Source organism: Ancylobacter aquaticus (assembly GCF_004339465.1).
Lineage (GTDB): Bacteria > Pseudomonadota > Alphaproteobacteria > Rhizobiales > Xanthobacteraceae > Ancylobacter > Ancylobacter aquaticus.
This window is the reverse complement of the sequence record NZ_SMFY01000002.1, coordinates 1,328,249-1,352,630: the sequence shown is the minus strand read 5'-3', so window position 1 is coordinate 1,352,630 and position 24,382 is coordinate 1,328,249. Positions and strand designations below refer to the sequence as shown.

Here is a 24,382-nt window from a genome sequence, read left to right as displayed (position 1 = left end):
ACAGGGGTGGATAAGCCGTGCCGGGCGGGTCATCTGCTGCATCAGGCGTCTCCCGGTCGCGCGGGCATCGGCACGCCGTTCTCCACCAGACCGCGCCTGAACAGATAGATGCAACGTCCCGCACCCTCGTCGGCGGCGGGCATGTGGAGCTGCTCGGTCAGATAGCGAAATACGATGCGCGCCGCCGCCTTCGACAAGGTCGGCTTCCACAGCCAGATGTCGCGTGCGGGATCGACGCCATGGCGGTCGAACAGCGCCAGCGCGGCATCGTCGGCGCAGCCGACGCACCATTCCGCCGGCTTGCCGCCGAATTCCTTGATGTAGCTCAGGAATTCAAACTTGACCTGCTGCGGGCTGAACACCATGCCGTCACCCGTGAACGGGATTGAGGCGCGCATGGCGCGAGGCGTCGGGCGTGCGGCCGCGCCAGCGCCCAACGGCGGCGTTCCCGGCCTGCTTCTCATCGGACGACATCTGCGCCACGATCGCCTCAAGTGCCGTCAGGGCGGTTCCTACGCCATGCTGGGCCGCCAGCGACAGCCAGGTGAACGCTTCGACGCGGTCCTTCGTCACGCCCAGGCCGTTCGCATACAGGAAGCCGAGGCGCGCCTGCGACGGGTAGTGGCCGCGCTCCGCCGCCGACCTGTACCAATGCGCGGCGGCCGCATAGTCTGGGGGGAGTCCTTCGCCCTTCGACAGCAGCGTGGCCAGATTGTACTGGGCGAAAAGGTCGCCGCTCCCGGCCGCCTTTTCCAGCCAGAGCACGCCGGCCGGAATGTCGCGGGGCACGCCGTGCCCCATCGCCAGCATCGCCCCGACATTGGTCTGGGCCAGCACGATGCCAGCCTGCGCCGCCTCCAGATAGAGCGCGAAGGCGCGGGCCAGAGAGGCGTCGATCCCCTCGCCATTGGCGTGCATGGCGCCGAGCCATGTCTTGGCGTCCGCATCACCCTCTCCGGCCAGCCGCGAGAACAGGCGCAGCGCCTCGGGGTAATCGCCGCGCTCATACAGCGCGATGCCGGCATCGAGCGGGGTTGCGTTGGTGGTCGAGAGATCCAGCGACAGCATGTCCTCAGCCTCTCGGGTTCTGGTAAAGCGGTTGCGGGAATTCGTCGTGCGGCAGTCGCGCCAGGCGTGCCGCCAGGGCGCGCTGCATCCAGCCTCCCGCCGCCTCGCTCTGGCGCGGCAGCGCGGCGCCGATGGTCTGCGGGCGGTGTTGGGTGCCCCAGCGGGCCAGATCGTCATGCTCGGCCTCGGCCTGCGCGGCACGGTGCCCGATCTGCGCGCGCCAGAATGGCAGGTCGCGATGCGGGTCAGCCCCGTAGGTCGAGAGCCGGCACAGGGTTTGCCCCATGGAGGTCGGTTGCAGCGTTACCACGGCGGTGCTCGCCGGCGTGGCGATCAGGACAAGGTTGGGAAACAGCCAGGCCGCGCGCGCCGCCGTGCCGTCGGTCAGGGTTGTCTCGGCGAGCATCCAGGTATCGCTGTCGGACATCACCCGCTCGCCGGCGGCCAGGGACTGGCCCATCAGCTTCCAGTTCGCGGCGTATTCGAGCCAGGTCTCGGGCGAGCGACGGGGCTTGTGAGGGCCGAAGAACGCCCCCGTTCGGCCAAGCACGGCAAGCTCCGCGTCGGGCCAGGCGGGGGCGATGTCGAGATTGACGAAGATCAGCGGGCCCCAGCTGCGGGCCTGCGCGGTCAACAGGCGCTCCGGGCGCAGGCCAAGATATTGGTGCATCTCCGGCGTGCCGTCGCCAAGCTCGCTGGCCGGGATCGCGCCCCGGTCGCGGCTGTAGCCGCAGGAAGTGAAGGAGCACTTGGTCTTGGCGCCGGTCTGGCACTGCAGCGGCACCGCGCGGCAGCCGCCATGCTGCGCCTTGTTGAACCGGGCGACGATTCCGCCCTCCGTGCGCTGCACATGCACGCCGTGCGTGCCAACGGTGAAAGGAAGCAGGTCGCCCTTTTCCGGGATGGCTTCATGAGAGCCGACACAGACCCAGTCGCGCGTCCAGACCGCCTCGTCCTCAAGCTGGCTGAACCGCAGCGAGCGGAAGGCGAGGGGAGAGAGCACGCGCGGGTCCGGGCCGAGCGCTTCGGCATAGAAGGACGCCTCCGCGAGATTGCGGCCCTCATCCCAGTAACCGAGATCGCGTCTATGGGTCATGTCCGGCGTCCTGCGAGAAAGGCCCGGCACGCACGCGGGGGGACGCGCGTGCCGGCAGTTTCGCCCGAGGGGTCAGGCCGTGGTGGCGAGCGCGGGCGATTCGTAATCGGCGCGGCCGCGATGCTTGATCGCCTCGGCCGGAGCGGGCGGCAGCGGGCCGTCCGCCGAGAAACGGTCGAGCACGTTCTTCACCAGCGTGGAGACGTTGTTCTGGCATTCATTCCACGGCAGCGAGCCGCAGAAGGCGATGGACGAGAAGGCGAAGCACCCGCCGCCATTCGGGGTCTCGTGGAAGGCGATGTCGCCGCGCACGCGCGGATGGGTGGTGCCGTCGAGCCCCTGCTGGTTGAAGCCGAAATCCTCCATGACGAGGAGATAGGCCTCGGTGTGCCGGCCGGCCGAGGTCGCCACCGCCAGCGTGTGCGGCGGCGAGCCGAGCGTGACGTCGACGATGTCGAGTTCCAGGCCGGCGCAGCCGCCGCCGACCAGGCCGAAATTGCCGATCGGTTCGTCATAGGAGATGCCCTCGAACGCCCACGCCACGCGCGGATCGAGGCTGTCCGGGGTCCGGCTGTAATAGGTCGAGATGTCGAAGCCTTCGTTCGTCATGCCGACACCGGCAACCGAATAGAGCGAGCGACCGCGGAAGCGCCACATGCCGCCAAGTTCGCCGGTGCCCTGATGGTAATATTCGCCCGGCTCGGCGCGCCAGGTGCGGATGCCGGATTCACAGCGGCGCATTTCGGTGACGACGCCCCGGCCAAGGTGGTCATAGGCCGGATGGAACGAATGCACCCAGTACCAAGCGTCGGCACCCATATACATCAGCCGCCCGCCGCGCTGCGAGTAGTTGTGCAGGGCGTCGAGCTGGGTGCCCGAATTGTGCTCGGGATGCGAGCCGGTGATGATGACGTTGTAGTTCTCCAGCCGGGCGAGGCCGTCATAGGTGACGTCTTCGTCGGTGATCACGTCATATTCGTAGCCCATCGTCTCCAGCCAGTAGATGAGATGGAGATCGGCCGGGTACTGCCACGGCGCCTGCGCGAGGAAGTGGTCGTATTTCGGACGGATCGACAGGATCGGGCGCAGCCGCGACGACAGGCAGATGCCGGAACCGTCGGTGTGGGTGTCGTAGATCGAGCCGCCATATTCGCGGTGCTCGGCCAGAAACATGTTCTGGTGCTGCATGATCGGCACGCGATAGATGAACAGCTCGGCGCCGCCAGCATTGCAGGCCACATGCTCATTGGCATAGGCCATATAGCTGATCGTCGGCACCATGACCGCAATCTTCGACTGCTCCTTGCCGATCTTCGGCACGATCCAGAACGGGATATAGTCTTCGTCGCCTTCCGCCGTCGTCAGCTTCAGGGCGTAGAAGCGGCTCTTGATCAGCTCCGGCACGGTCCATTCGACATCGACCTCCCAGCGGGCATTGTCGACGTCGTCGTCGTGGAAATGGATCGCGCCATATTCTTTCCTGGCATGCTTCCAGTCGAAATTTTCGCCCGCCCAATTATACCCGGTGAGCGCGCGCGTCGGGCAGCCCACCAGCGTCGCGTCGAAGCGGTAGGGGCCGTTGTCCTTGGCGGTGATGGTGTCGATGCCGTCCCAGAAATCCCAGGCGGCGACGATCAGCGCGGAGAGCTCGCCGGTCGGCCCGGAATTGCGGCGCTCGGTCAGGCCGGGCTGCGCGCCGCCCTTCATCTGCTCGATCTCGAAGCGGCTCAGCGCCTTCTTGACGATGCGCGGGCTGTCGATCTTGCCGTTATACTTGCCGGCGAACCAGACCCCGGCGGGAAGCGACGACGCCCCGAGCGGATCGTCGCTGATCGTCTCGACATAGGCGCCCAGCGCCACCGGCGCGGCCGTATGGATGATCTTGGTGGCGAGCGTGGTCTTCACCGGCTCAATAACGGGATCGAGGGCATAGACGATGAGCGGCTCGTGATAGAGCACCACCTCGCCGGTGGCGGCGTCGAAGCTGGCGGCGACGAAGTGCCAGGCATGATCGCGGATCGGCACGCCGGTGGTGATCTTGTGCTCGTTGATGCGCAACTCAAGAAAGCCGGCTTCATTGATGAACAAGCCGTAGCCCTTGCCGTCCATCCACTTCGTGACCAGTCCCTGCGCCCCGTGCTTCCAGTAGCGCGGATGGGTCTTCGGCGTGGTCGGCCAGATGTGGCACTGCAGGGTGAAGCTGTCGACATGGAACTGTGGCGCGTCCTCGACATAGCCGTAGGACCCGCCATGGATGATCTGCTTGCGTCCCTTATAGGTTCCGTTGGCGTCCGCTGCGATCGACTTCTCGATGAAGCCCGGACCACGCGGGTTGGTGTCGCCATTGATCATGTGAACGACTTCGGCGTTGAATTCCGCCGGCCCGTCGCAATTCACGTAGAACTTGATCGTGTCGCCGGGATGGACACCAAACTTGTCGGCGTAGCCGGTCAGCCGCATGGCGCACATGTATCGTTTCTCCAACAATGAAGCGGACGCCAGACAAGCCGCTCCCAATCGCGGCCCGGGAGGGCTGCGCGAACGGGGCCTGTGCTGAGGCGAAGCTAAAGCGGCTCGGCGCGGAGCGCGTGAGGCCGGATGATCAGGTAACGGGCCAGTTGTCGTCCCGATGCTTCCAGCCTTCCTCGAAATGTTCGGGCATGCCGGCGGTCTCGGGCAACTCGTCCAGCCGCATCAGGAAGATGTCGTGCTGGATTTCCTGCTCGCTGTCATAGACCTTGTCGTTGACGAATTCCGGCGGCACCCCGCGAATGCCGGACAGGCGGCCAATGCGCCATTCGGCATCGACCTTGGTGCAGATGACGATGAGCTTGCCCTTCGGCGACTCGCCCCGCATGCGCAGAAGCACGCGGCGCAGGTCCGGGTTTTCGTGCACGCCGCCGGAGACGACCGTGGTGTCGCCGGGCGTTTCGCATTTAAGCACCGAGAAGCCGGCGACCCCCTTCATGGAGTCGACGCATTCCTTGTGCTCCTTGATCATGGCCTCGCGCTCGGGCGTGCCCTTCCGGGGAATCGGTATCATTGCCAATTTTTCTCCGTTTTGCTCGAAGAAGCGTCGCCATACGTCTGTATTGTCCTGACGGGCGACGCAGGAGCTTGGTATTCGTGGCGCCAGATCGGCCGAAACCGTAGTTTAGAATTTGACCGATACTAGACGTTTCGTCAATAACATTCGACGAAAGCTCGCAGGTTTATCGTTTTGTCTAGATGGTCATGTGCCGCTCGACCAGTTGGTCGGTCATCTCACCCATGGGGCCTTGCGCGACCACGCGGCCATTGTCGACCATCAGGAAGGCGTCTCCGAGCTTCCGGGCCACCTTGATGTGCTGCTCGGTCACGATCAGGGTGATGCCCAGTTCGCGGTTCAGCATCTTCAGGATCTCGCCGATCTCGACCACGATGTTGGGCTGGATGCCCTCGGTCGGCTCGTCGAGCAGCAGGATCTGCGGATCGACCGCCAGAGCGCGGGCGATGGCGAGCTGCTGCTTCTGCCCGCCGGAGAGAAGCCCGGCGCGTCGATCCAGATTTTCCTTCAGATAGGGGAATATGCGCAGGCAGAGCTCGGGAATCTCGCTGGCCTTGTCGGCGCGCGCGAAAGTTCCCAGCAGGATGTTCTCCCGCACGGTGAAATTGGACAGGATTCCACGCCCTTGCGGCACATAGCCAAGCCCGTGGGTGGCGCGCACATGCGTCGGCTCGCCGCTCATCTCGCTGCCATTGATGCGGATGGCGCCGACCGAGCGGTCCGTCAGCCCCATGATGGTGCGCATCAGCGTGGTCTTGCCCACGCCGTTGCGGCCCAGCACGCACAGGCACTGCCCCTTTTCGACTTCGAAGGAGAAGTCCTTCAGGATGCGCGTGGCGCCGTAATAGGAGGTGACGTTGTCGAAACTCAGCAGCGCGCTCATGCCGCCTCCTGCTCACCGAGATAGACGTCCCGCACGCGCCGGTCCGCCTCGATCTGCTGGATCGTGCCCTGGGCGAGCAGCGATCCCATATGCATCACGACAACGACGTCCGCGATTTCGCGCACGAAGCCCATGTCATGCTCCACCACCAGCAGTGTCGCGGACTTGCGCAGGTCCTTGAAAATCTGCGCGGTCTTCTCGGCCTCGCCCTCAGTCATGCCGGCGATTGGCTCGTCCATCAGCAGCAGCCGCGGCTCCTGCATCAGCACCATGCCGATCTCCAGCCACTGGGTCTCACCATGGGAGAGGATGCCGGCCCGCTCCTTCAGCCGCCCGGTCAGCCCGGCAAGGGTCGCGACCTCGTCGAGCTTGTCCTTCAGCCCCGCCTTGCGGAACTTGAACAGGTTGCGGAACGGGTTGGTCTGCCGGCTGAAGGCGACTTCGAGATTCTGCTGCACGCTCATGTCGCGCAGCACCGCCGGCACCTGGAACTTGCGGCCGATTCCGGCGCGGGCGATCAGGTGCTCGTGCTTGGCGGTGATGTCGTCATTGGCAAAGAACACCTTGCCGGAGGTCGGCTTGATGCGTCCGGTGATGAGGTCCATCGTCGTCGTCTTGCCGGCGCCATTGGGTCCGACCAGGCAGCAAATGGTTCCCTCGACAACCTCCATGCTGAAGTCGTTGATCACCTTCGTCGCGTCGAAGCTCTTTGAAAGATTGCGGATTTCGAGAAGACCGGACATGCAGGCGCTCACTCGGCTGGCAGGGGCCTGCCGCCGTCCGGCGCAGGCGAGGAGGTCGGGTCCCGGCGCTCGAACAGCCCGAACGCCTTCTCCACGAGGCTGGCGAGGCCGTTCGGCAGGAACCGCACCACCACGATGAAGAAACCGCCGAGAATGAGCAGCCAGGTGGCGAGGAAGGTGTCGCCGAGATAGCTCTGCGCGCCCTGGATGATGAAGGCGCCGAGGATGGAGCCGAGCAGGGAGTGGCGCCCGCCAATGGCCGCCCAGATGACGATGGAGAGGCTGAAGCTGACATCCATCTGCGCTGGCGAGACATACTGCACCAGCATCACCCAGCAACAGCCTGCCACCGCCGCGATGAGACCGGAAATGGTGTAGATCACCGTCTCATAACCGGCGACGCTGTAGCCTAGGAAGCGCACGCGCTCGGCATCGTCGCGGATCGCCTGGGTGACGAGGCCGAACGAGCTCTGGGTGATGAGCTTGGTGAGGAAGGTGGCGCCCATCAGGAAGCCGAACACTACCCAATAGGCGGCGGGGCTGTAGGGGTCGATCTCGAAATCGCCGAACTGGAAGGAGCCGGGCGGGGTCAGCCCGTTGACGCCGCCGGTATAGGCCTGCCGGTCGAGGATGATGGTGTAGAAGGCCGAGAGCATCGCCAGCGTCATGATGGCGAAGAACGGGCCGGAGACGCGGGCGCGGAACATGATGCCGCCGAACACCGCGCAGAACAGCGTCGGCGCTGCGACCGCCAGAATGAGGCCCAGCGTGGTGCTCTGGAAGGGCTGCCAGAGCATGGGCAGGGATTCGAGGCTGTTGTTCAGCATGAAAGGCGGGATCGGGTTGGATTCCGTCTGGCTCTGCATCTGCATGGTCATCGCCATGCCGTAGGCGCCCAGGCCGAACGCAATGCCCTGCCCGAGATTGAGGATTCCGCCGAACCCCCAGCACAGGCTGAGCGACAGCGCCAGCATGCCGTAGACGCCATAGGTGGCGAACTGGTTCAACAGGAAGCTGTCGCTGACCATCAGCGGCACGACCCCCAGCGCCGCGAAGAACACGACATACACAGCCCACTGCGCGGTCTTGTTGTAGTAGAGGTTGCCCATATTTCAGAACCGTCCTGACGCTGCGTGGCTGACGGCGGCGGCGTTCATCGCCGGGCTCCCGCCTGTGCAAACAGGCCCTGCGGACGGAACCGCAGGAAGATCACGATCAGCACGAAAATGATGAATCGGGCGAAGGTGTCGTTGGTGAAGAAGGCGAACACCGACTGAAGCTCGCCCGTCACGCCGCTCGCCACCACGCTGCCGGCCAGCGAGCCACCGCCGACGACCACCATGAGGAAAGCCTGAACGACATAGCTCGCTCCCATGGTGGGCAGGACGATCGCCAGCACGCCGAACAGCGCGCCCGCCACGCCGGCAAGCCCGGCTCCAAGCGCGAAGGTGAGCATGTAGATGCGACCGGCATTAATGCCGAACGACGCCGCCATCTCCTTGTTCTGCATGACGGCACGCACCTGGACCCCGTAGCGCGTCTTGTAGAACAGCAGCCACAGCCCGATCACCAGCAGCGCCGTGACCGCGACGACCACGATGCGGAACGCGGAAAGCGACACCGAGCCGAGCATCACGTTGCTCTGGAAGATTTCCGGCACCGCGAGATATTTCGGATCGCTGCCGAAGATCAGACGCACCCCCTGCATCAGCACCAGCGAGACGCCGTAGGTGGCCAGCAATGTGTCCAATGGACGGTTGTAGAGATAACGGATCAAGCCGCGCTCCAGCGCCAGCCCCACCAGCGCAACGATGACGAAGGAGGCCGGCAGGCACAGCAGATAGGGCAGGCCCAGATGGAACTGGAGCATGTAGGAGCTATAGGCGCCGAGCATGATCAGTTCGCCATGCGCCATGTTGATGACGCCCGCCGTCCCATAGATGATCGTCAGGCCGAGAGCGGCGATCAGCCAGATGCTGGCGATGCTGACGCCGAGGATGAGCGCATTCAGGAGCGAACTCAGATCCATAGAACCTTATCCGTTGAGCCCTTGCGGGGCCTCTGCGCGGCCGTGGCGCGTACAGGCGTGGAATGCGGCAGGGGCCCGGCGACGCGTGCCGCCGGGCCCTTTGCGTGTCAGATGACGCTCTTGCGGATCTTGCCGTCCGGGGCCTTCAGGCCGTCCTTGGTGCAGATGCCGGCGTCCGGGTAGATCGAGTACGGGTCGGGCGCGACGTGGTTCTCGGCGGCCTTGACGATCTTGAAGGTGCCATCGGCCTGGCACTGGCCGATCTTGGGCTTCAGCCAGGTGTTGAAGTTGTTCTCGTCGATCCAGATCAGGCCTTCCGGCGACACATCGTCCTCGACGCGGATGCCACCGGAATGGTCGCGGATGATGCGGGGGGTGACGTTCTCGACGCCCACGGCGGCGACGGCCTTCTCGAAGCCGGCCTTGAACACATAGGCGGAGGTATAGGTCTCCTCCATGTTGTAGTGGGTCGTGCCGTTCTTGCCGTACTTGCTCGCGAGGAAGCTCTCGACGAACTTGTTGTTGGTCGGGGTGTCCAGAGACTGGAAGTAAGGGGCGGACAGGAAGTGGCCGGCGCCGAATTCCGCACCCATGGCGCGGGTCTCGATCTCGCCGGTGGTCAGCGAGGCGATCGGCATCTTGTCGACCTTGAACCCTTCCTGCTTGAACTGCTTGTGGAAGGCGATGTCGGAGGCGCCGACGACGGTGGAGAAGATGAAGTCCGGGTTGGCCTCGCGAATCTTGTTCAGCACCGGGCCGAACTCGGAGCTGCCGAGCGGGATGTATTCTTCACCCAGCAGCTCGCCGCCGGCCTTCTCAAGCCAGACCTTGGCGTTCTTGTTGGATTCCTTCGGCCATACATAGTTGGAGCCGACGAAGAACACCCGCTTGCCGAAGTTCTGCACCATGTAGGGAATAAGGTCCTGCGAATGCTGGTTCGCGAGCGGCCCGGTGCAGATGGTGTTCTGGGTGCATTCGGCACCCTCGTAGCAGGTGGGGTAGTACAGCAGATGATCGCGCTGCATGACGGTCGGCAGGATCGCCTTGCGGCTGGCCGAGGTGTAGCAGCCGAACAGGGCGATGACCTTGTCCCGCAGGATGAGTTCCTTGGCCTTTTCGGAATACACGGCGAAGTCTGACTTGGCGTCGACAATCACCGGTTCAATCGGCACGCCGGCCACGCCGCCGGCCTTGTTGATCTCGTCGATGGCGTACTGCATCACGAGGGTGGAATCTTCCTCGGGCACGGCCAGCGAGCCGGTGAGCGAGAACAGCAGGCCCACCTTGATCGGCTCACCCTTCTTCAGCGTCGCTCCCCAGGCCTCGCTGGATTTAGGCAGCCAAAGATGAGGCAAAGTAAGAGCGGCCGATGCCGCGACGGTCGACTTGAGTATGTTACGGCGTGTGAGTTTCATGTCTGCGACCCTTCGGACATCCCGTGTTGACTGGCAACTCAACTGCTCGTCCGGACGTGTTTATTCGTCACTAGACTAATCATCTAGATGATAAGTTGAGTGCGAAGGCGGCGTCAACGCCTTTTCGTCTGGGTTATCAAAGTTTCTTGTGGCGATTAAAAACTGCATGCGCTCGCGTCACAGTGTCGACCAATATGTGACCAAATGCCTTGATAATAAGCGTTTTTTGCATGCCTCACCGCTGTCCGCGGCCGTCGCTCCATCCTCTCGCCTCGGTGGCGGGAGCGACGGGCGTGTCGATCGGCCATCATTTTTGTCTGGCGGATGGGCTAGACGTTTCGTCAATCGCTAGAGCGTCGAGAAGAGGAGGCGACGGGACGCGGATCGCTAGCGCTTTTTCGTCGGCCCCCTTTAAATAGTGTCGCAATCGTGACAGAAGGTGCGTATCTAGGATTGAGACCAAGCACGCTCGATTGACGCCGTTTCGCGTCCCAAGGGCATGGACGACCGTCGGAAGCAGCGATTGCTGGCATATGAAGATTCTCATCGCCGATGACCATTGGGTGGTCCGCCAATCGCTGAAGCAGGTCATGCGTCGCCTGCGTCAGAAGCTCGAAATCTTCGAGGCGGAGACCTTCGACGAGACGTCGGCGCTGCTGCTTGCGCACCCCGACATCGACCTCGTGCTGATTGATCTGGTCATGCCCGGCTTCGATGCCTTCGACGGTCTGCACAAGCTGCGGACGAATTTTCCCGATGTGCCGGTGGTGGTGGTTTCCGTCCATGAGGATGTCGATCACGTGCTGCGCTCCGTGGAACACGGCGTCATCGGCTATGTGCCGAAGTCCGCCGGCGGCTCGGAGATCGAGCGCGCGCTCGAACGGGTGCTGGCCGGGGAGGTGAGTTTCCCGCGCCGGATCATCGAGCGCTCTGCCGGCAGCAGCCTGTCGCGGCCCGTCGCGAGGATTCCGGCGGCGCCGGTGAGCGCGGTGCCGGCCCCGCCTGCTGATGAGCTCCGCGACGAACTCGACCTTCTGACCCCGCGCGAGCGCGATGTGCTCGGCCTGCTCGGGCGCGGCTATTCGGTGAAGCGGATCGCCGAGGAATACGAACTCAGCAGCCAGACCGTGCGCGTTCACCTGGGCAATGCCATGCGCAAGCTCAACATCCGGGACCGCTCCGCCGCCGTGCATTATGCCATCGGCCGGTTCAATGCGGGGGAGTCCGTCTGACGTGGCCGATGTGCCTGGTTCTGCCGGATCGGAGCAACCAGGCGAGATTTTCGCCGGATTGGACGTCGCCCCCTTCGGCATCCTCGTCTGGTCCCGCGAGCGGCGGCTGCTCTATGCCAATGAGCGCTTCCGGCGCAGCTGGGACCTGCCGGTCTCCCTCGGCATGGATTTCGAGGCGTTCGTCGCCACCATGGCGCATGCGAGCGAATGCGTGCTGCCGGTCGAGCCCGACGCATGGGAGCGCCAGCAGATTGCGGCATTCGCAACCGAGCGCAGCGAGGATTACCTGTTCGCCACCGGCAGCGTGCTGAACCTGACTCAGGCGCCGACCGCCTCTGGCGGCATGACCATGTCGTTCTCGGACGTCACCGCTATCAAGAGCAATGAGCGTGCGCTGCAACTCGCCAAGGAAACCGCCGAGGCGACGGATGAGGCCAAGTCGCGCTTCCTGCGGGCGGCGAACCATGATCTGCGCCAGCCGCTCGCCTCGCTCAAGATCCTTGTCTACAACTGCCTGCGCGAAGAGGATGCCGAGCACCGCTCCGACATGCTGCACGCCATGGGCATCGCGACCTCCATCATGGAGGATCTGCTCGGCGCTCTCCTCCAGATCGGCCAGCTCGACGCTGGCCGCGTCGAGCCGCGCATCACCTCGTTCCAGCTCTCGCAATTGTTCGAGCGCCTCGATGTGCAGTTTCGCCATCAGGCGCGCGAGAAGGGGCTGCGCCTCGTCTTCGTCCCACCGCGTGGCACGATCGCCACCGACCGCGCCCTGCTGGAGCGCATCCTGAGCAATTTTGTCGCCAATGCCGTGCGTTTCACCGAAGTGGGCGGCATCGTCGTCGGCTGCCGGCGCGAGGCCAACGGCCTGCGGATCGAGGTTGTGGATACGGGGCGTGGCGTCCGCGAAGAGGACCGGGAACGCGTGTTCGACGAGTTCTTCCGCGCGGAAGACCAGCGCGCGCAGAAGAGTGGCCTTGGCCTCGGGCTCAATATCGTCAAGCGCCTGGCCGACCTCTTGGAGCTTCCCATTCGCCTCCGCTCCCACGTCGGGCGCGGCTCGATATTCTCCGTCACAGTGCCGCTCGGAAACATCTGGCACAGCGAGGCGAACGAGATCGAGATTAGCGAGACGGTCGCCGGCGAGTTCGTCGGAACGCCGGTCATTCTGGTCGAGGATGACGACATCCTGCGGCACACCATGACCCAGTTGCTGCAGCGCTGGGGCATGGAGGTGCACCCGGCGGCGGACGAGGCGGACGCCATCAGGCTCATCGAAAGCGGGGTGTCGCCGCGCCTCATCGTCGCCGACTATAACCTCAAGGCGCGCATGGGCGTCGACGTGGTGGAGAGGCTGCGCGCCGCCATCGGGGCCAAGGTGCCGGCGATGATCGTGACGGCGGATGCCGAGCCACGCGTCATCGAGATCATCCGCAATGCCGGCCTGCCGGTGCTGGTCAAGCCGGTCAGCCCGCCGCGGCTGCGCGTGCTGATGCACAATCTGCTGTTCGAGCCCTCGCTGGTGAATGTCGGCGAGCCGGCGGCGGTCCAGCCCAGGAGAAGCCTCACGTGACTGCGCATAACCAGCCTGTGCCCATTGGCAGCATGGTGCCGCTCACCGGTCCTTCGGCGGCGGATGGCGCGGAGTTCCGCAAGGGCATGATCCTCGCCGTTGAGGAACTCAATGCCCGCGGCGGGCTGTTCGGGCGGCCGATTCAGCCGATCTTCGCCGACACCTGCCGCCAGACGGCAGAGGAGGTCGTCAGTGCCGCGCGCTGGCTTATCGAGAAGCACAACGTCCACGCGATCATCAACGGCTATAATATCGGGCCCCAGAACTCCGAGTACGAGCCTATCGCGGACGCCGGCATCATCTACGTTCATTCGAATACGCTGCTGCAGCACCACGACACCGTGATGAGCGATCCCGCGCGTTATTTCGGCTGCTTCATGGCGGATCCGGCCGATTACTGGTACGGGCCCGGATTCATTAAGTTCATTTCCTGGCTGCGCGATTCCGGCCAGTGGACGCCCCACTCCAACCGGATCGCCATCATCTCGGGCTCGAAGCCCTACAGTATCGTCATTGCCAACTCCATGGCGAAGGCAGCGGCCGATTTCGGCTGGGAGGTGGCGTTCGGGCCGAGGATCGTCCAGACGCCGACGCATCACTGGCGCGATGTGATTGAGGAAGTGCGCTCCACCAATCCTGCCGTGATTGCGAATACCCATTTCTATGCGGTCGACCTCGCGCATTTCCAGCGGCAGTTCCGCGCCAACCCCATGGATTGCATCGTCTATCTGCAATACGGCGCCATGCACCGCACCTTCAACGACATTGCCCAGGAGGCCAGCGACGGCGTCATCGTTTCCTCGGTGATCGGCCTTCTTCGCGATGAAATGGGCAAGCGTTTCGAGGCCCGCTACAATGCGCGCTTCGGCGAGGGGTCGACGGCCACGATCGGGTGCCAGTCCTACAGCAACATGCATCATTACGCCGTCGCCGCCGCCATGGCGGGTGGCTCCGGCCCGCCGGGCGATTTCGAGCAGAACCGGAAGGTCGCCTTTGCCCTCAAGGGCATGATCTACCGCAGCGTCCACGGCACAATCCGCTATCATCCCGACTGGCAGGCGGTGGTTCCCTATCCCGTGGTGACGCACGATCCCTCGCTTGGGATGCCGCACATCTTCTATCAGATCCAGGACTTCCGGAAGTCGCTCTCCATGATCGCGCCGGAGCCCTACAATACCGAACGCTTCGTCTATCCGCCCTGGATGAGCAGCCGGGTGTCGGCGGCCAGGCCGGTGGCGTCGTCCAATCCGCGTGGTCTCGTCGGTCTCTGAATCCGCCGCGTCGCATCGTACAGTTCCGGTTGCAGACCCCGCCTGTCGGCGAGCCGCCCCGATCCGAGGCCGGGACGGGGTAATGACTGTTGCAAATGTCTAGATATGTGTTTCAACTAGACGTCCCGGTGCCAGTCGCACGCCCCTTCCAGAACAGCCAACGTCGATACCGTGAGTGTCCCCCCTCTGCTTCCGCGCGATCCCGCGAGCGATCGCTTCCATGAACTGTTCATCGCCTTCGCCGCCTGCGGCGCGACGCCGGCCGGTGGCGTCCACCGGCTGTGCGGCAGCCCGGCCGACGGGGAGGCGCGCGCCGTGTTCGATCTCGCCGTGCGGCAGGCGGGGGGGACGGTGTGCATTGACGCCGTTGGCAACCAGTATGGCGTGTTTTCGCTGGCGCCGCAGGACGACGCGCCGCTTGTCATGTTCGGCTCTCATCTCGACAGCCAACCCAATGGCGGGCGGTTCGATGGTGCGCTGGGCGTGGCGGCAGCCCTCGCCGTCGGCGAAGCCCTCATCGCCGATAAGCGGGCAGGGGCGGATTTCTCGGCCGATTTCTGCGCGGTAAACTGGACCAACGAAGAGGGGGCGCGGTTTCGGCCGAGCCTGCTGGGAAGCGGTTTCTTCGCCGGCCGGCACGATGCCGCCTATGCTCTCGCCCGCACCGATGATGACGATGTCTCGCTCGGTGAGGCGCTCGCCGCGATCGGCCAGAGCGGCAGCGACGCGCCACCGAAGATGCCGGCCTGCTACCTCGAACTCCATGTCGAGCAGGGCGTGACGCTGGAGCAGGCGGGGGTCCCACTTGGCATCGTCCGCCGCAACTGGGGCGCTGCCAAGTTCGACATACGATTTGACGGCGAGCCGGCCCATACCGGCCCGACCCCCATGCCGCGCCGGCGGGATGCCCTGCTGGCGGCGGCCTATCTCATCGCGGAGATACGGGCGGTCGCCGACCGATGGCCCGGCGCCGTGCATTCCTCGGTGGGTCGCCTCATCGTGCGGCCGAACTCGTCCAATGTCGTGCCGAGCGAGGTGAGCCTGTCAGCCGAGATCCGCGCGGTTGAGGACGGCATCCTGCGGGAGGCCGGCGCGCTGGCCGCCCAGGCCGTACGGGACGCGGCGGCGCGCGCGGGGGTGGCCATCGGCAGGTGCGAGCGGGCCGATCGACCGGGCCGGCCGCTGCCGGGCGAGGTGCGCGACCTCGTGGTGGCCTGCGCCAACGCGCTCGGCCTGCCGCATATCGAACTGGACACAGTGTCCGGCCACGACGCTCTCAGCCTGCTGGGCCTGTGCCCCACCGGCCTGGTGTTTGTGCCCAGCGCTGGCGGCATCGCTCACAGCGAGCGCGAATACACCGCACCGGACGCTATGGAGGCGGGTTTCTGCGTCCTTCTGGAAGCGGCGCTGCGCCTGTGCCGATCGGACGGAGTGGCGGAGCGGGCAGCGCAATGGAACGGGGTATCAGTGCGGTGATCGCTTCCACTCTCCCCTTTGAGGTCCGTGTTGAGGCCGCGCTCGTGCTCCTGCCCGACCTTGCCGGCCGGGTCCGCTCCCATGCCCTCGCCGCCGCCCCGGTGGCATCGCCGATGCATCGCGGCGTCGCCTCCGATGGCGTTCGTCTCGACCTCGACGACGGGTCCCGTCTCTTCCTGAAGATCCGGCACGCCGACTGCGCCGCCGATATCGTCCCCCATGCGGCGCAGGCGGCACGGCACGCGGCGGGGCTGGGCATTGCCCCTGATGTCGTCGCCGAGGCGGAGGGTGTCCTTGCGCTCGCCTTCCTCGACACGCCGTGGCGCTATGCCCGTGTCGGCGATCTGCAGGACCCGGCGGTCCTCGGCAGGGTTCTCACGGCGAAGCAGGCCCTGCACGACGGCGGGCCGACCGGCGTGCGCTTCGATCCGTTCGAGCGGCTCGCCTCGCTTTTTGCCGAGGTTGCCGCCTCCGGCGCCCTCCTGCCCGACGACACGGAGCGCCTCGTCGCCAGTTGCGCGCTGATCCAGCAGGCGATCGAGGCGAGCGGAATCGACCTCACCTTCTGCCACAATGACGGCGTCGCCTCGAACATCATGCTGCAGGACGAAACCGGGGATGCCCTTCTCGTCGATTTCGACCTCGCCGGCGACAATGACCGCTGGTTCGACGTCGGCGCCCTGATCAACGAGGCTTGCCGTTTCGAGGCGGACGAGCGCGAGGCGATCGAGGCTTATGCCGGCGCGTGCGACGAGCGCGTGCTGAACAGGTGCCGGCTCTACGGCATCGTGGACGACACGATGTGGGGCCTGTGGGGCCTCGCCCGCGCGGCATCGACGCCCCGGCGCGGCATCGAATTCCACAAATATGGAACCTGGCGTCTGTCGCACGCGCACTCAAAGGTCGCCACGCGCGGTTTCGAGACATGGCTCCGCCGGCTGTAGCCGGGGCGAGGGAGAAGGCCGCGATGTCCTGGAAGACCCTTGGCGCGGCGGAAACCGCCGCCGAGCACGAACTGGAAGCCATTCTCGCCCGGGCGCCGCGCTGGCACGGGCGGACGCTGCGCTACCGGCCGGTTGCCGGTGGCATCAGCAACACCAACTGGCGGATCGACGAGGGGGGCCCGCGCGATTTCTTCCTCAAGGCGCCGGGGCGCGGCACCGAGATGTTCATCGACCGGATGGCGGCGCATGAGGCGAGCCGCAGGGCGCATGCCAGCGGCTTCGGCGTGGAAGTCGTCGATTTCCTTCCCGAGGCCGGCGTCGAGATCTTCGTCTTCGTCGAGGGTTTCCGCGCCTCGTCCACCCTCGACTTCCTGCGGCCCACGGTTCGCCGCAACGCGGTGCGCGCGCTGCACGCCTTCAATGACAGCACCCCGCTCGGGCTCACCAAGACGATCTTCGACATGATCGAGGAGCACGCGGCCCAGGCAGGCGAGGTCGGCGGCCGCCTGCCGGCCGACCAGCCCTTCCTGATGCAGCGCTGCGCCGAGGCCAAGGCGGCGTTCCTTGCCTCCGGCATGGACCTCGTGCCCTGCATGAACGACACGCTGGCCGGCAATTTCATGATCGACGAGGCCGACGAGGTGGTGATCGTCGATTTTGAGTACGCCTCGAACAATGAGCGCGCCTATGAACTCGCCGGCTGGTTCGATGAAATGGCGTTTCCCCGCGACATCGAGCGGGAGATGACCGAAGCCTATTTCGGTCATGTCAGCCGGCAAGTCGAGGCGCGGATCAATGTGCTGAAGGGTCTCGCGGACCTCAAATGGTCGACCTGGGCGATGATCCAGGAAGCCGTTTCCAGCCTCGACTTCGACTTCCACAAATACGGAATGTGGAAGTACATGCGGGCGCGGAACCAGTTTCACCATCCCGACTGGAATGCCTGGCTCAGATGGCTCTGACCGCAACCGGGCGGCCGCGCGCGCCGCGAGGCCGGGGATGCCGGTTCATGTCGCCGATTCTGTGTCCGTAAACCGCGTCGGTCCTCCGTGCATCGGCCGTCCCGGCGCCGAAACCCGGGCGGTCACGATGGAGCCGCTGTCGGCCTCCGTGATGTAGAGCGTGCGGCCGTCGGCGCCACCGAAGGCGACATTGGTCGGGGACAGGCCTTCGGGCATGTCGATGCGAAGCGTCGGCTCGCCGCGCGCATTGAATATCCAGACCGCGCCGAGGCCGATGTGGGCCACCGCCAGGCCGTCGGCAATGTCCGAGGCAAGCCCGTCCGGGCCGATGCCGCCGCTCATCCGGATGAAGGCGCCGACCTTCGACACGTCTCCATTCGACAGCAGGGGCAGCCGCCAGACAGCGTTGTCGCGCGTCACGCAGACATAGAGGCACGTCTCGTCGCGGTTCATCACGATCCCGTTCGGGCTTGGTATCCCATCCATGACCAAATGGAGATGACCCGACGCCCGCCAACGGAAAACGCGCCCTGACCTGTCCTGCTGGCCGCTCTGGCCCTGATCGGTGAAATAGAGATCGCCGTTCGAGGCAAAGAACAGATCGTTCAGCCCTTTGAAAGGCCCGTCATGTGATTCACCCAAGACAGTTGAAACACGTCCGGAATCCGGATCGAGCAACACCAGACCGTTTTTGTGATCCGCGATGTAAATCTGCCCGTCGGCGTTTATCTTGAGTCCGTTGGGCTGCCCGTCATATTCGGCGACGACCGTGAACATGCCCTCCGTTGACACGCGGAACACACGGCCAAAGGCGACATCCACCAGATAGAGCCGCCCTTCACGGTCGAAGGAGGGGCCTTCGAGCAGTGAATGGCGCGACGCGCCGCGCAAATGCGTGTCGAGCCAGGCCGACCGCCGGCCGGAAAGGCGTAGATCGTCCGGCAGGCGGGCGAATGTTTCCGCGACAATGGAGGGCGGTGGAGCAAACATGGTGTCTCCTGCTGGGACCGGCGGCGCGGGACGAATTCGTGCGGTCAGTCGGCGAGAGGGATGCGGCTTTTGCGGCGCGAGGCTGCCGCCTTGCCGGGCGGGGGGGCCGTGCTTCCGCGTACGATGAGGCTGACCTCGACCTCGGCCATGGGCAAGATGGGCTCGTTCTGCAGCCGGCGCACGATATAGTCGCCGGCCATGGCACCAATCTGCTCGACGGGGATGCGCAACGTGGTCAAGGGCGGGACAAGGTGCGCCGCATAATCGAGATCGTTGAAGCCGGTGATCGAGATGTCGTTGGGCACCGACACGTTCAGCGAAGCGGCTTCGATCAGGGCGCCAAAGGCGAGTTGATCGTTTCCGCAGACCACGGCGGTCGGGCAGGGGTCCGACGACAGCAGGGCTCTCATGGCAAGGCGCCCATCGAGAATTCTGAAGGGGTGCTCCACCACGAACTGCGAACACAGCGATAGCCCCCGGCGTCGCAGGCTTGCCTCGACGCCGGCCACGCGGGCGGCGGCGCGGTCGTTCATCTGCGGGCGGCCCATGATGGTGCTGATCGCCGTGTGCCCCAGGCCCACGAGATAATCGATGACCTGGCCGGCCGCCTTCTCATTGTCGAACCCGACGCAGGGACTGTTGGGCGACAGCGTCCATGTCTCGACGAAGATCGTTCCCATGCGTTTCAGCATCGGCATCAGGCTGGGGTGATGCTGGTCCCCGACAAGGACGAGCCCATCCACGCCGTGGGTGAGCAGCGCCGTCACCTCGCGCAGTTCCACCTCGGGGTCGTAGCCGCTGCTGGCGAGCAGCAGCGTATAGCCGGCCTGCTCGATGCGCTTCTGGAGGGCGGCGACCGCGATGGCGAAGCCGCTATTCTCTATTGCCGGCACCACAGCGCCGATCGCCCGCGTGCGACGCGACGACAGGGCGCGAGCGGCGCCGTTTGGCACGTAGCCGAGTTCCGCACAGGCTCGTTCGATCCGCGCGCGAATGGCATCGCTGACTTTGGCCGAACCGTTGAGGACCCGCGATACGCTGGCCATGGACACGTCGGCCGCCCGGGCGACATCCTCCAGGCCGACGGTTCGGTCGCGCAGGCTCCGCGGGCTGCGGGGTACGGATTTCGCCATGCGCTTATCCTTGAACAATAATAGTCATCATAGTGCATTACCGCGCTACAGCCGTACCGGAAAACCGCTTGCAGGCCGCTACGAACCGGACCGCGCTCACCGCGAATGCCCAAGTCTGGCGTAGGAATCATGCCAGGGCATGTGCCGCTCGAAGGCTGCGCTCGCCGCAAGCACGGCAGCATCGCCGTGGCGGGGGCCGATGATCTGCATGCCCACCGGGACGCCCTCGGGCGAGAACCCCACCGGCACCGAGGCGATAGGGTTGCCGGTGAGATTGAACAGATAGGTAAGGCTCCAGCCGATGGTCGGATTGACCGCGAGGTCGCCGATGCGCGGGGGGCCGAATGTCTCGCCGAAGGCTTCCACGTTGGGGATCGCCGCCACAAGGTTGGTCGGGGCGAGGATCAGGTCATAGCGATCAAACAGCGCCTCGACGGCATCCATGACCCCGCTTCGCTCATGATTGTAGCTCTGGAAGTCCATGGCTGACATGGACATCCCACGCTCGATGAGCGTCAGCAGACTCGGGCTCAGCAACTCGCGCTGGGGTGAATCGATGTCGAAGTCCAGCCCGCGCAGCCCTCGCGCCGTGTCGGCCGCGAAGACATCGTAAAGCCCGGCCCATATGCGCTCGATGTCGGCGTAATGATAGGCAATCGCAGTGCCTATGTCCTCGACCTCTGCCCCGGCCTCGGCAAAGGCGGCCGCACCTGTCCGCACTCTCCGATCGACATCGGGATGGGGAACGAGTTCGCAGAGCGTCGGAGCAAAGCCGACTTTCAGCCCTTTCAGGCTTCCATCGAGGGCAGCGATATAGCTCGGTTTCGCGGCTGCCGGACCGAAAGGGTCTCGGGCCATAGGCTGGCCCATGACATCGACCATGGCAATGGCGTCCGCAACGCTGCGGGCGAGCGGCCCCTTATGGGTAAACGGCGCCAGCGTACCCATGGCGTTGGGGCGGTTCACCCAGGGAATCTGGCCGAAGGTCGGCTTGAACCCGTAGACCCCGCACGCTGCGGCGGGAACGCGGATTGATCCTCCGCCGTCCGAGCCCAGCCCGATCGACACCATGCCCGCCGCCGCCGCTGCCGCACTCCCGCCGGACGAGCCGCCGGCATTGTGGCCGATCGAGAACGGCGTACTGGTGGGGCCGACCACGTAATTGTCGGTCGTGTTCTTGTGGCCGAATTCGGATGTGTTGGTCTTGCCTATGGGAATGGCGCCGGCATCGAGCAGCCGCGTCACGTGATCGGCTGTCCGGGGTGCTATGAAATCCGCAAAGGCACGCGAGCCATAGGTGTTGCGGACCCCGGCAATCGAATCCGACAGATCCTTCAGCCCGATGGGGACGCCGAACAGACGGGGCAACGCGCCTTCGTGCTTCGAGAGTTGCGCCTCCTGCCGCCGGGCGGTCTCATAGGCGAGTTCTGCGGTGACGGTGACGAAGGCGTTGATGGCCTTGTCGCGGGTCTCGATCATGGCCAGGCAGGCATCGACCACGTCGACCGGCGACAACGTGCCGGCGCGATAATGCCGGTGCAGCTCGGCAATGCTGAAATAGGCAATTTCCTCATGGGTGCTCATTCAGCCGTCTCCTATCGCGCGATGATGACGCAGTTGGCCGGCGCAACGCTCAGGACCACCGGGTCTTCGAGCGCGAAGCGTTCGGATGGCGGACGCCGCACCACGACGGGCCCCCAGGGGGCGGCGACCGTGTACTCGATGAAGTCACCGCTGAACGTCGCCTGCGTGATCCGGCAGGCCCAGCTGTTCGGGCTCACGGTCTGGGCTCCGGCGGCGAGCTGCGGGTAGACCGTCCGCAGCGCGAGCAGCGCCTCGCCGTCATATCCGGGGGGGCGGCTGTCGGTCGCGTGGACGCGGGTGCCCGACGCGGTGACGAAATCCACACGATCCCCCGCTCGGGTGGCGTCATCGACCCGACCTTCGACCAGATTGGCCGAGCCGATGAAATTGGCGACGAAGCTGTTGGCGGGGAAATTATAGAGATGCTCCGGCGCCGACACCTGCTGTATCTGGCCGCTCGACATGACGATGATGCGGTCCGACATCGTCAGCGCTTCTTCCTGATCATGCGTGACATAGATCGACGTCACGCCGAGCTTGCGCTGGAGGTCCTTGATTTCGTGGCGCATCTGCACCCGCAGATTGGCATCGAGATTGGACAGCGGCTCGTCGAAGAGAATGACCTTGGGCGAAAAAGCGACGGCGCGCGCCAGCGCGATGCGCTGCTGCTGGCCGCCGGACAGGGCCGAGGCCCGGCGTTCGCCGAACTGTTTCATGCGCACCACATCCAGCGCCCAGTCACCCTGGCGCTTGATCTCCTCCTTGGGGCGCTTGCGCACCCGCAGGCCGTAGACGGCATTCTCGAAGGCGGTGAGGTGAGGCCAGATGGCGTAGGACTGGAACACCATCGACAGGTTGCGCTTTTCCGCCGGCACCTCGATGCCCAGCTTCGAGGAATAGACGATGTTGCCGTCGATGCGGATCTCGCCGGAACTCGGCCGCTCCAGCCCCGCGATGGAGCGCAGGATGGTGGTTTTTCCGCAACCGGACGGCCCGAGCAGGGTGAGGAACTCGCCCCGGCGAATCTGGAAGCTGACACCGTGGACGGCGGTGTAGCTGCCATAGCGGATGACGAGATCGGTGACCTCAACGAGGACATCGCTGTCCGCAACGGCGGTGGTGGGTGTCGCCATGTGGCCGGTCCTTATGGATTGAGACGATCTGCGAGCGGGGCCGGCGGCCTCGCGACAGACGGTGCTCGCCGCGAAAGCGCGACATTGCCCGTGCTCATCGGACTTCCGTCCGCGTGAAACGCAGCATCACCATGAGAGCGAGGAGCAGCACCACGAGCTGGATCACGGCCAGTGTGGCGGCCTGCTCCCGCCCGATGACCTGGTACGCTTCAACGATCGAGGGCGAGATCACCTTGGAGTTCGGCCCCACCAGCAGGACGGAGGCGCCCAACTCGCGCACGCTGACGATGAAGAGCAGCGTCCATGTCGCGATCAGGCCTGGCTTGAGCAGCGGGATTGTCACCGTCCGCAGGAAATAGAACCGCGAAGCTCCCGTGACCCGGGCCGCCTCCTCAAGGCTCTTGTCGAGCTGGAAGACGACGCTGGCGATGGCGCGCACCCCCAGTGGCAGGAAGACGGTGAGATAGGCGAGCCACAACAGCCAGAGCGTTCCGTACATCTTGCCGGGGAACTGAAGCCAGGCCCACAGCAGCCCGAAGGCGAAGACCAGTCGCGGAATGGCTACCGGCACCATCACCGCATATTCGACGAAGCGGCCGATGCGCGGGGGCAGTGGCGATCGGTAGATCACCCAGACAACGAAGCCCATGAGCAGGAGGCCCGTGGTCGCGGTGGAGACGCCGAGGATCAGGCTGTTGACGATGCTGCCCCAATGGTCCGCCGAGGAAAGCACCTTGACGTAATTGTCGAAGGTCCAGACCGAGGTGGAGAAGTAGACCGTCGACAGGCGCTGGAGCGAATTGACGACCAGCATCAGCACCGGAAGAATAACGGCAACAAAAACGTAGAGCATCACGAGGCTGAAGAGCCCCATCCGCGAGCGCCCGGTTTCGATCCTGGCCATGCGGTAGGCCTTGCCGGTGACGGTGGCGAAGTCGCGATTGTCGAGCAGGCGGAAATACACAAACATCAGAGGGATGACGATGAGCAGAAGCGAAATGCCGAGCGCCGCAGCCTCCCCGTAGGCCGGCGGATAGGAGCCGGCCAGCAGATAGATCCGGGTACTGATCGTCTGGACATTCTCGGTCGCGCCCAGGATGAGCGGTTCGGCAAAGGCGCCCAGTCCCTCCGCCAGCACGAAGATCGTGGCGCTGAGGATGGCCGGCCGCATGAGCGGGATCGTGATCCGCCAGAGAGTTTGTCGTTTCGAGGCACCGAAGACCTGCGAGCATTCCTCCAGCGCCGGATTGAGCAGCTGCATTGCGGCGCCCATGATCGCGAAGGCGACCGCAGCCCCGGTGAACGCCATCACCACGGCGATGCCGACCAGGCTCGTTATGTTGATGAGCGGCCCCTCATGGCCAAGCCGGGTGGCGATCTGGTTGATCAGTCCCGATTGCGGAGCGGCGAGGGCCAGCCATGCCAGTGCCGGCACCAGCGGCGTGACATAGTAGGGAATGACCATGAGGCGCTCGAAAAAGCGCTTTCCGGGAATGTCGGTGCGATAGACGATCCATGCGGCGAGGAAGCCGCATGGAATGGCGATGGCGGTGGAGACGACGGCGAGAAAGATCGTGTTGAAGATCGTGTCGAGATTTCGCGAAGTGAAGATGAGGGCGAAATTATCCAGCCCGTAGCGTGCTTCCGCGTTCGGTTCGCTGACCCGCAAGGCCACTTCCACGAGGAAGGCCATGGGGTAGGCGACCAACAGGACCACGACCAGAAGCGCGGCATAGGCGACGATCTGCTGGAACGACAAGCCGCCCTTGAGGCGATTCACCAACGACACGTTCATCACAACCCT

Annotated in this window: 21 protein-coding genes; 6 read left to right on the top strand and 15 right to left on the bottom strand. The window is 64.8% G+C overall.

Translation table 11 applies throughout. The features are described from left to right. Positions 1-41 precede the first annotated feature (41 nt). From EV667_RS15920 to EV667_RS15875, 10 genes are all read right to left on the bottom strand, one after another. Complete coding sequence (locus tag EV667_RS15920) at positions 42-398, bottom strand: hypothetical protein (RefSeq protein WP_245516182.1); 357 nt, start codon at positions 396-398, stop codon at positions 42-44. Then, positions 370-1,068 (bottom strand): tetratricopeptide repeat protein, encoded by a 699-nt coding sequence (locus EV667_RS15915; protein ID WP_131836261.1) that lies wholly within the window; start codon positions 1,066-1,068, stop codon positions 370-372. The genes EV667_RS15920 and EV667_RS15915 overlap by 29 nt, the downstream gene beginning before the upstream one ends. A 4-nt stretch (positions 1,069-1,072) precedes the next feature. After that, the gene (locus tag EV667_RS15910; RefSeq protein WP_131836260.1) at positions 1,073-2,164 is read right to left on the bottom strand and encodes a Rieske (2Fe-2S) protein; all 1,092 of its coding nucleotides are present in this window, start codon (positions 2,162-2,164) and stop codon (positions 1,073-1,075) included. Between the two features lie 72 nt (positions 2,165-2,236). Next, positions 2,237-4,633 (bottom strand): N,N-dimethylformamidase beta subunit family domain-containing protein, encoded by a 2,397-nt coding sequence (locus tag EV667_RS15905; RefSeq protein WP_131836259.1) that lies wholly within the window; start codon positions 4,631-4,633, stop codon positions 2,237-2,239. Between the two features lie 133 nt (positions 4,634-4,766). Further along, positions 4,767-5,207: a N,N-dimethylformamidase alpha subunit family protein gene (locus EV667_RS15900; RefSeq protein ID WP_131836258.1), complete on the bottom strand. Its 441-nt coding sequence runs from the start codon at positions 5,205-5,207 to the stop codon at positions 4,767-4,769. Positions 5,208-5,388: 181 nt separating this feature from the next. Continuing rightward, positions 5,389-6,093, bottom strand: coding sequence for an urea ABC transporter ATP-binding subunit UrtE (gene urtE / locus EV667_RS15895; protein WP_131836257.1), 705 nt, complete (start codon positions 6,091-6,093; stop codon positions 5,389-5,391). Further along, positions 6,090-6,836 carry an urea ABC transporter ATP-binding protein UrtD gene (urtD, locus tag EV667_RS15890; RefSeq protein ID WP_131836256.1) on the bottom strand — a complete coding sequence of 249 codons (747 nt, stop codon included), beginning with the start codon at positions 6,834-6,836 and terminating at the stop codon, positions 6,090-6,092. Before urtD ends, urtE begins: the two co-directional genes overlap by 4 nt. A gap of 8 nt (positions 6,837-6,844) precedes the next feature. Then, positions 6,845-7,945 (bottom strand): urea ABC transporter permease subunit UrtC, encoded by a 1,101-nt coding sequence (gene urtC / locus EV667_RS15885; RefSeq protein WP_131836255.1) that lies wholly within the window; start codon positions 7,943-7,945, stop codon positions 6,845-6,847. A 44-nt stretch (positions 7,946-7,989) separates the two neighbouring features. Further along, positions 7,990-8,865 carry an urea ABC transporter permease subunit UrtB gene (gene urtB, locus EV667_RS15880; protein WP_131836254.1) on the bottom strand — a complete coding sequence of 292 codons (876 nt, stop codon included), beginning with the start codon at positions 8,863-8,865 and terminating at the stop codon, positions 7,990-7,992. A gap of 107 nt (positions 8,866-8,972) precedes the next feature. Then, positions 8,973-10,280: a transporter substrate-binding domain-containing protein gene (locus tag EV667_RS15875; RefSeq protein ID WP_131836253.1), complete on the bottom strand. Its 1,308-nt coding sequence runs from the start codon at positions 10,278-10,280 to the stop codon at positions 8,973-8,975. Positions 10,281-10,813: 533 nt separating this feature from the next. On the opposite strand from EV667_RS15875, the gene EV667_RS15870 reads away from it, so the two are divergent. From EV667_RS15870 to EV667_RS15845, 6 genes are all read left to right on the top strand, one after another. Beyond that, a complete protein-coding gene (locus EV667_RS15870; protein ID WP_131836252.1) occupies positions 10,814-11,512 on the top strand; it encodes a response regulator in 699 nt (232 codons plus the stop codon). A 58-nt stretch (positions 11,513-11,570) separates the two neighbouring features. Then, positions 11,571-13,085 (top strand): ATP-binding response regulator, encoded by a 1,515-nt coding sequence (locus tag EV667_RS15865; protein WP_245516181.1) that lies wholly within the window; start codon positions 11,571-11,573, stop codon positions 13,083-13,085. Continuing rightward, a complete protein-coding gene (locus EV667_RS15860) occupies positions 13,082-14,356 on the top strand; it encodes an ABC transporter substrate-binding protein (protein ID WP_245516180.1) in 1,275 nt (424 codons plus the stop codon). Before EV667_RS15865 ends, EV667_RS15860 begins: the two co-directional genes overlap by 4 nt. Positions 14,357-14,527: 171 nt before the next feature. Further along, positions 14,528-15,832 carry an allantoate amidohydrolase gene (locus EV667_RS15855; protein ID WP_131836250.1) on the top strand — a complete coding sequence of 435 codons (1,305 nt, stop codon included), beginning with the start codon at positions 14,528-14,530 and terminating at the stop codon, positions 15,830-15,832. After that, entirely contained in the window at positions 15,808-16,776 is a 969-nt protein-coding gene (locus EV667_RS15850; protein ID WP_131836249.1) for a phosphotransferase family protein, read from the top strand. Before EV667_RS15855 ends, EV667_RS15850 begins: the two co-directional genes overlap by 25 nt. A 23-nt stretch (positions 16,777-16,799) precedes the next feature. Continuing rightward, complete coding sequence (locus EV667_RS15845; RefSeq protein ID WP_131836248.1) at positions 16,800-17,738, top strand: choline kinase family protein; 939 nt, start codon at positions 16,800-16,802, stop codon at positions 17,736-17,738. 45 nt (positions 17,739-17,783) lie between these two features. Here EV667_RS15845 and EV667_RS15840 read toward each other — a convergent pair whose 3' ends face one another. From EV667_RS15840 to EV667_RS15820, 5 genes are all read right to left on the bottom strand, one after another. After that, positions 17,784-18,629, bottom strand: coding sequence for an SMP-30/gluconolactonase/LRE family protein (locus EV667_RS15840; protein ID WP_342636723.1), 846 nt, complete (start codon positions 18,627-18,629; stop codon positions 17,784-17,786). A 143-nt stretch (positions 18,630-18,772) separates the two neighbouring features. Next, positions 18,773-19,861: a LacI family DNA-binding transcriptional regulator gene (locus EV667_RS15835; protein WP_131836246.1), complete on the bottom strand. Its 1,089-nt coding sequence runs from the start codon at positions 19,859-19,861 to the stop codon at positions 18,773-18,775. Between the two features lie 96 nt (positions 19,862-19,957). Beyond that, complete coding sequence (locus tag EV667_RS15830; protein ID WP_131836245.1) at positions 19,958-21,445, bottom strand: amidase; 1,488 nt, start codon at positions 21,443-21,445, stop codon at positions 19,958-19,960. An 11-nt stretch (positions 21,446-21,456) separates the two neighbouring features. Beyond that, positions 21,457-22,578: an ABC transporter ATP-binding protein gene (locus tag EV667_RS15825; protein WP_131836244.1), complete on the bottom strand. Its 1,122-nt coding sequence runs from the start codon at positions 22,576-22,578 to the stop codon at positions 21,457-21,459. Positions 22,579-22,672: 94 nt separating this feature from the next. Next, positions 22,673-24,373 carry an ABC transporter permease gene (locus tag EV667_RS15820; protein WP_131836243.1) on the bottom strand — a complete coding sequence of 567 codons (1,701 nt, stop codon included), beginning with the start codon at positions 24,371-24,373 and terminating at the stop codon, positions 22,673-22,675. Positions 24,374-24,382: the final 9 nt, after the last annotated feature.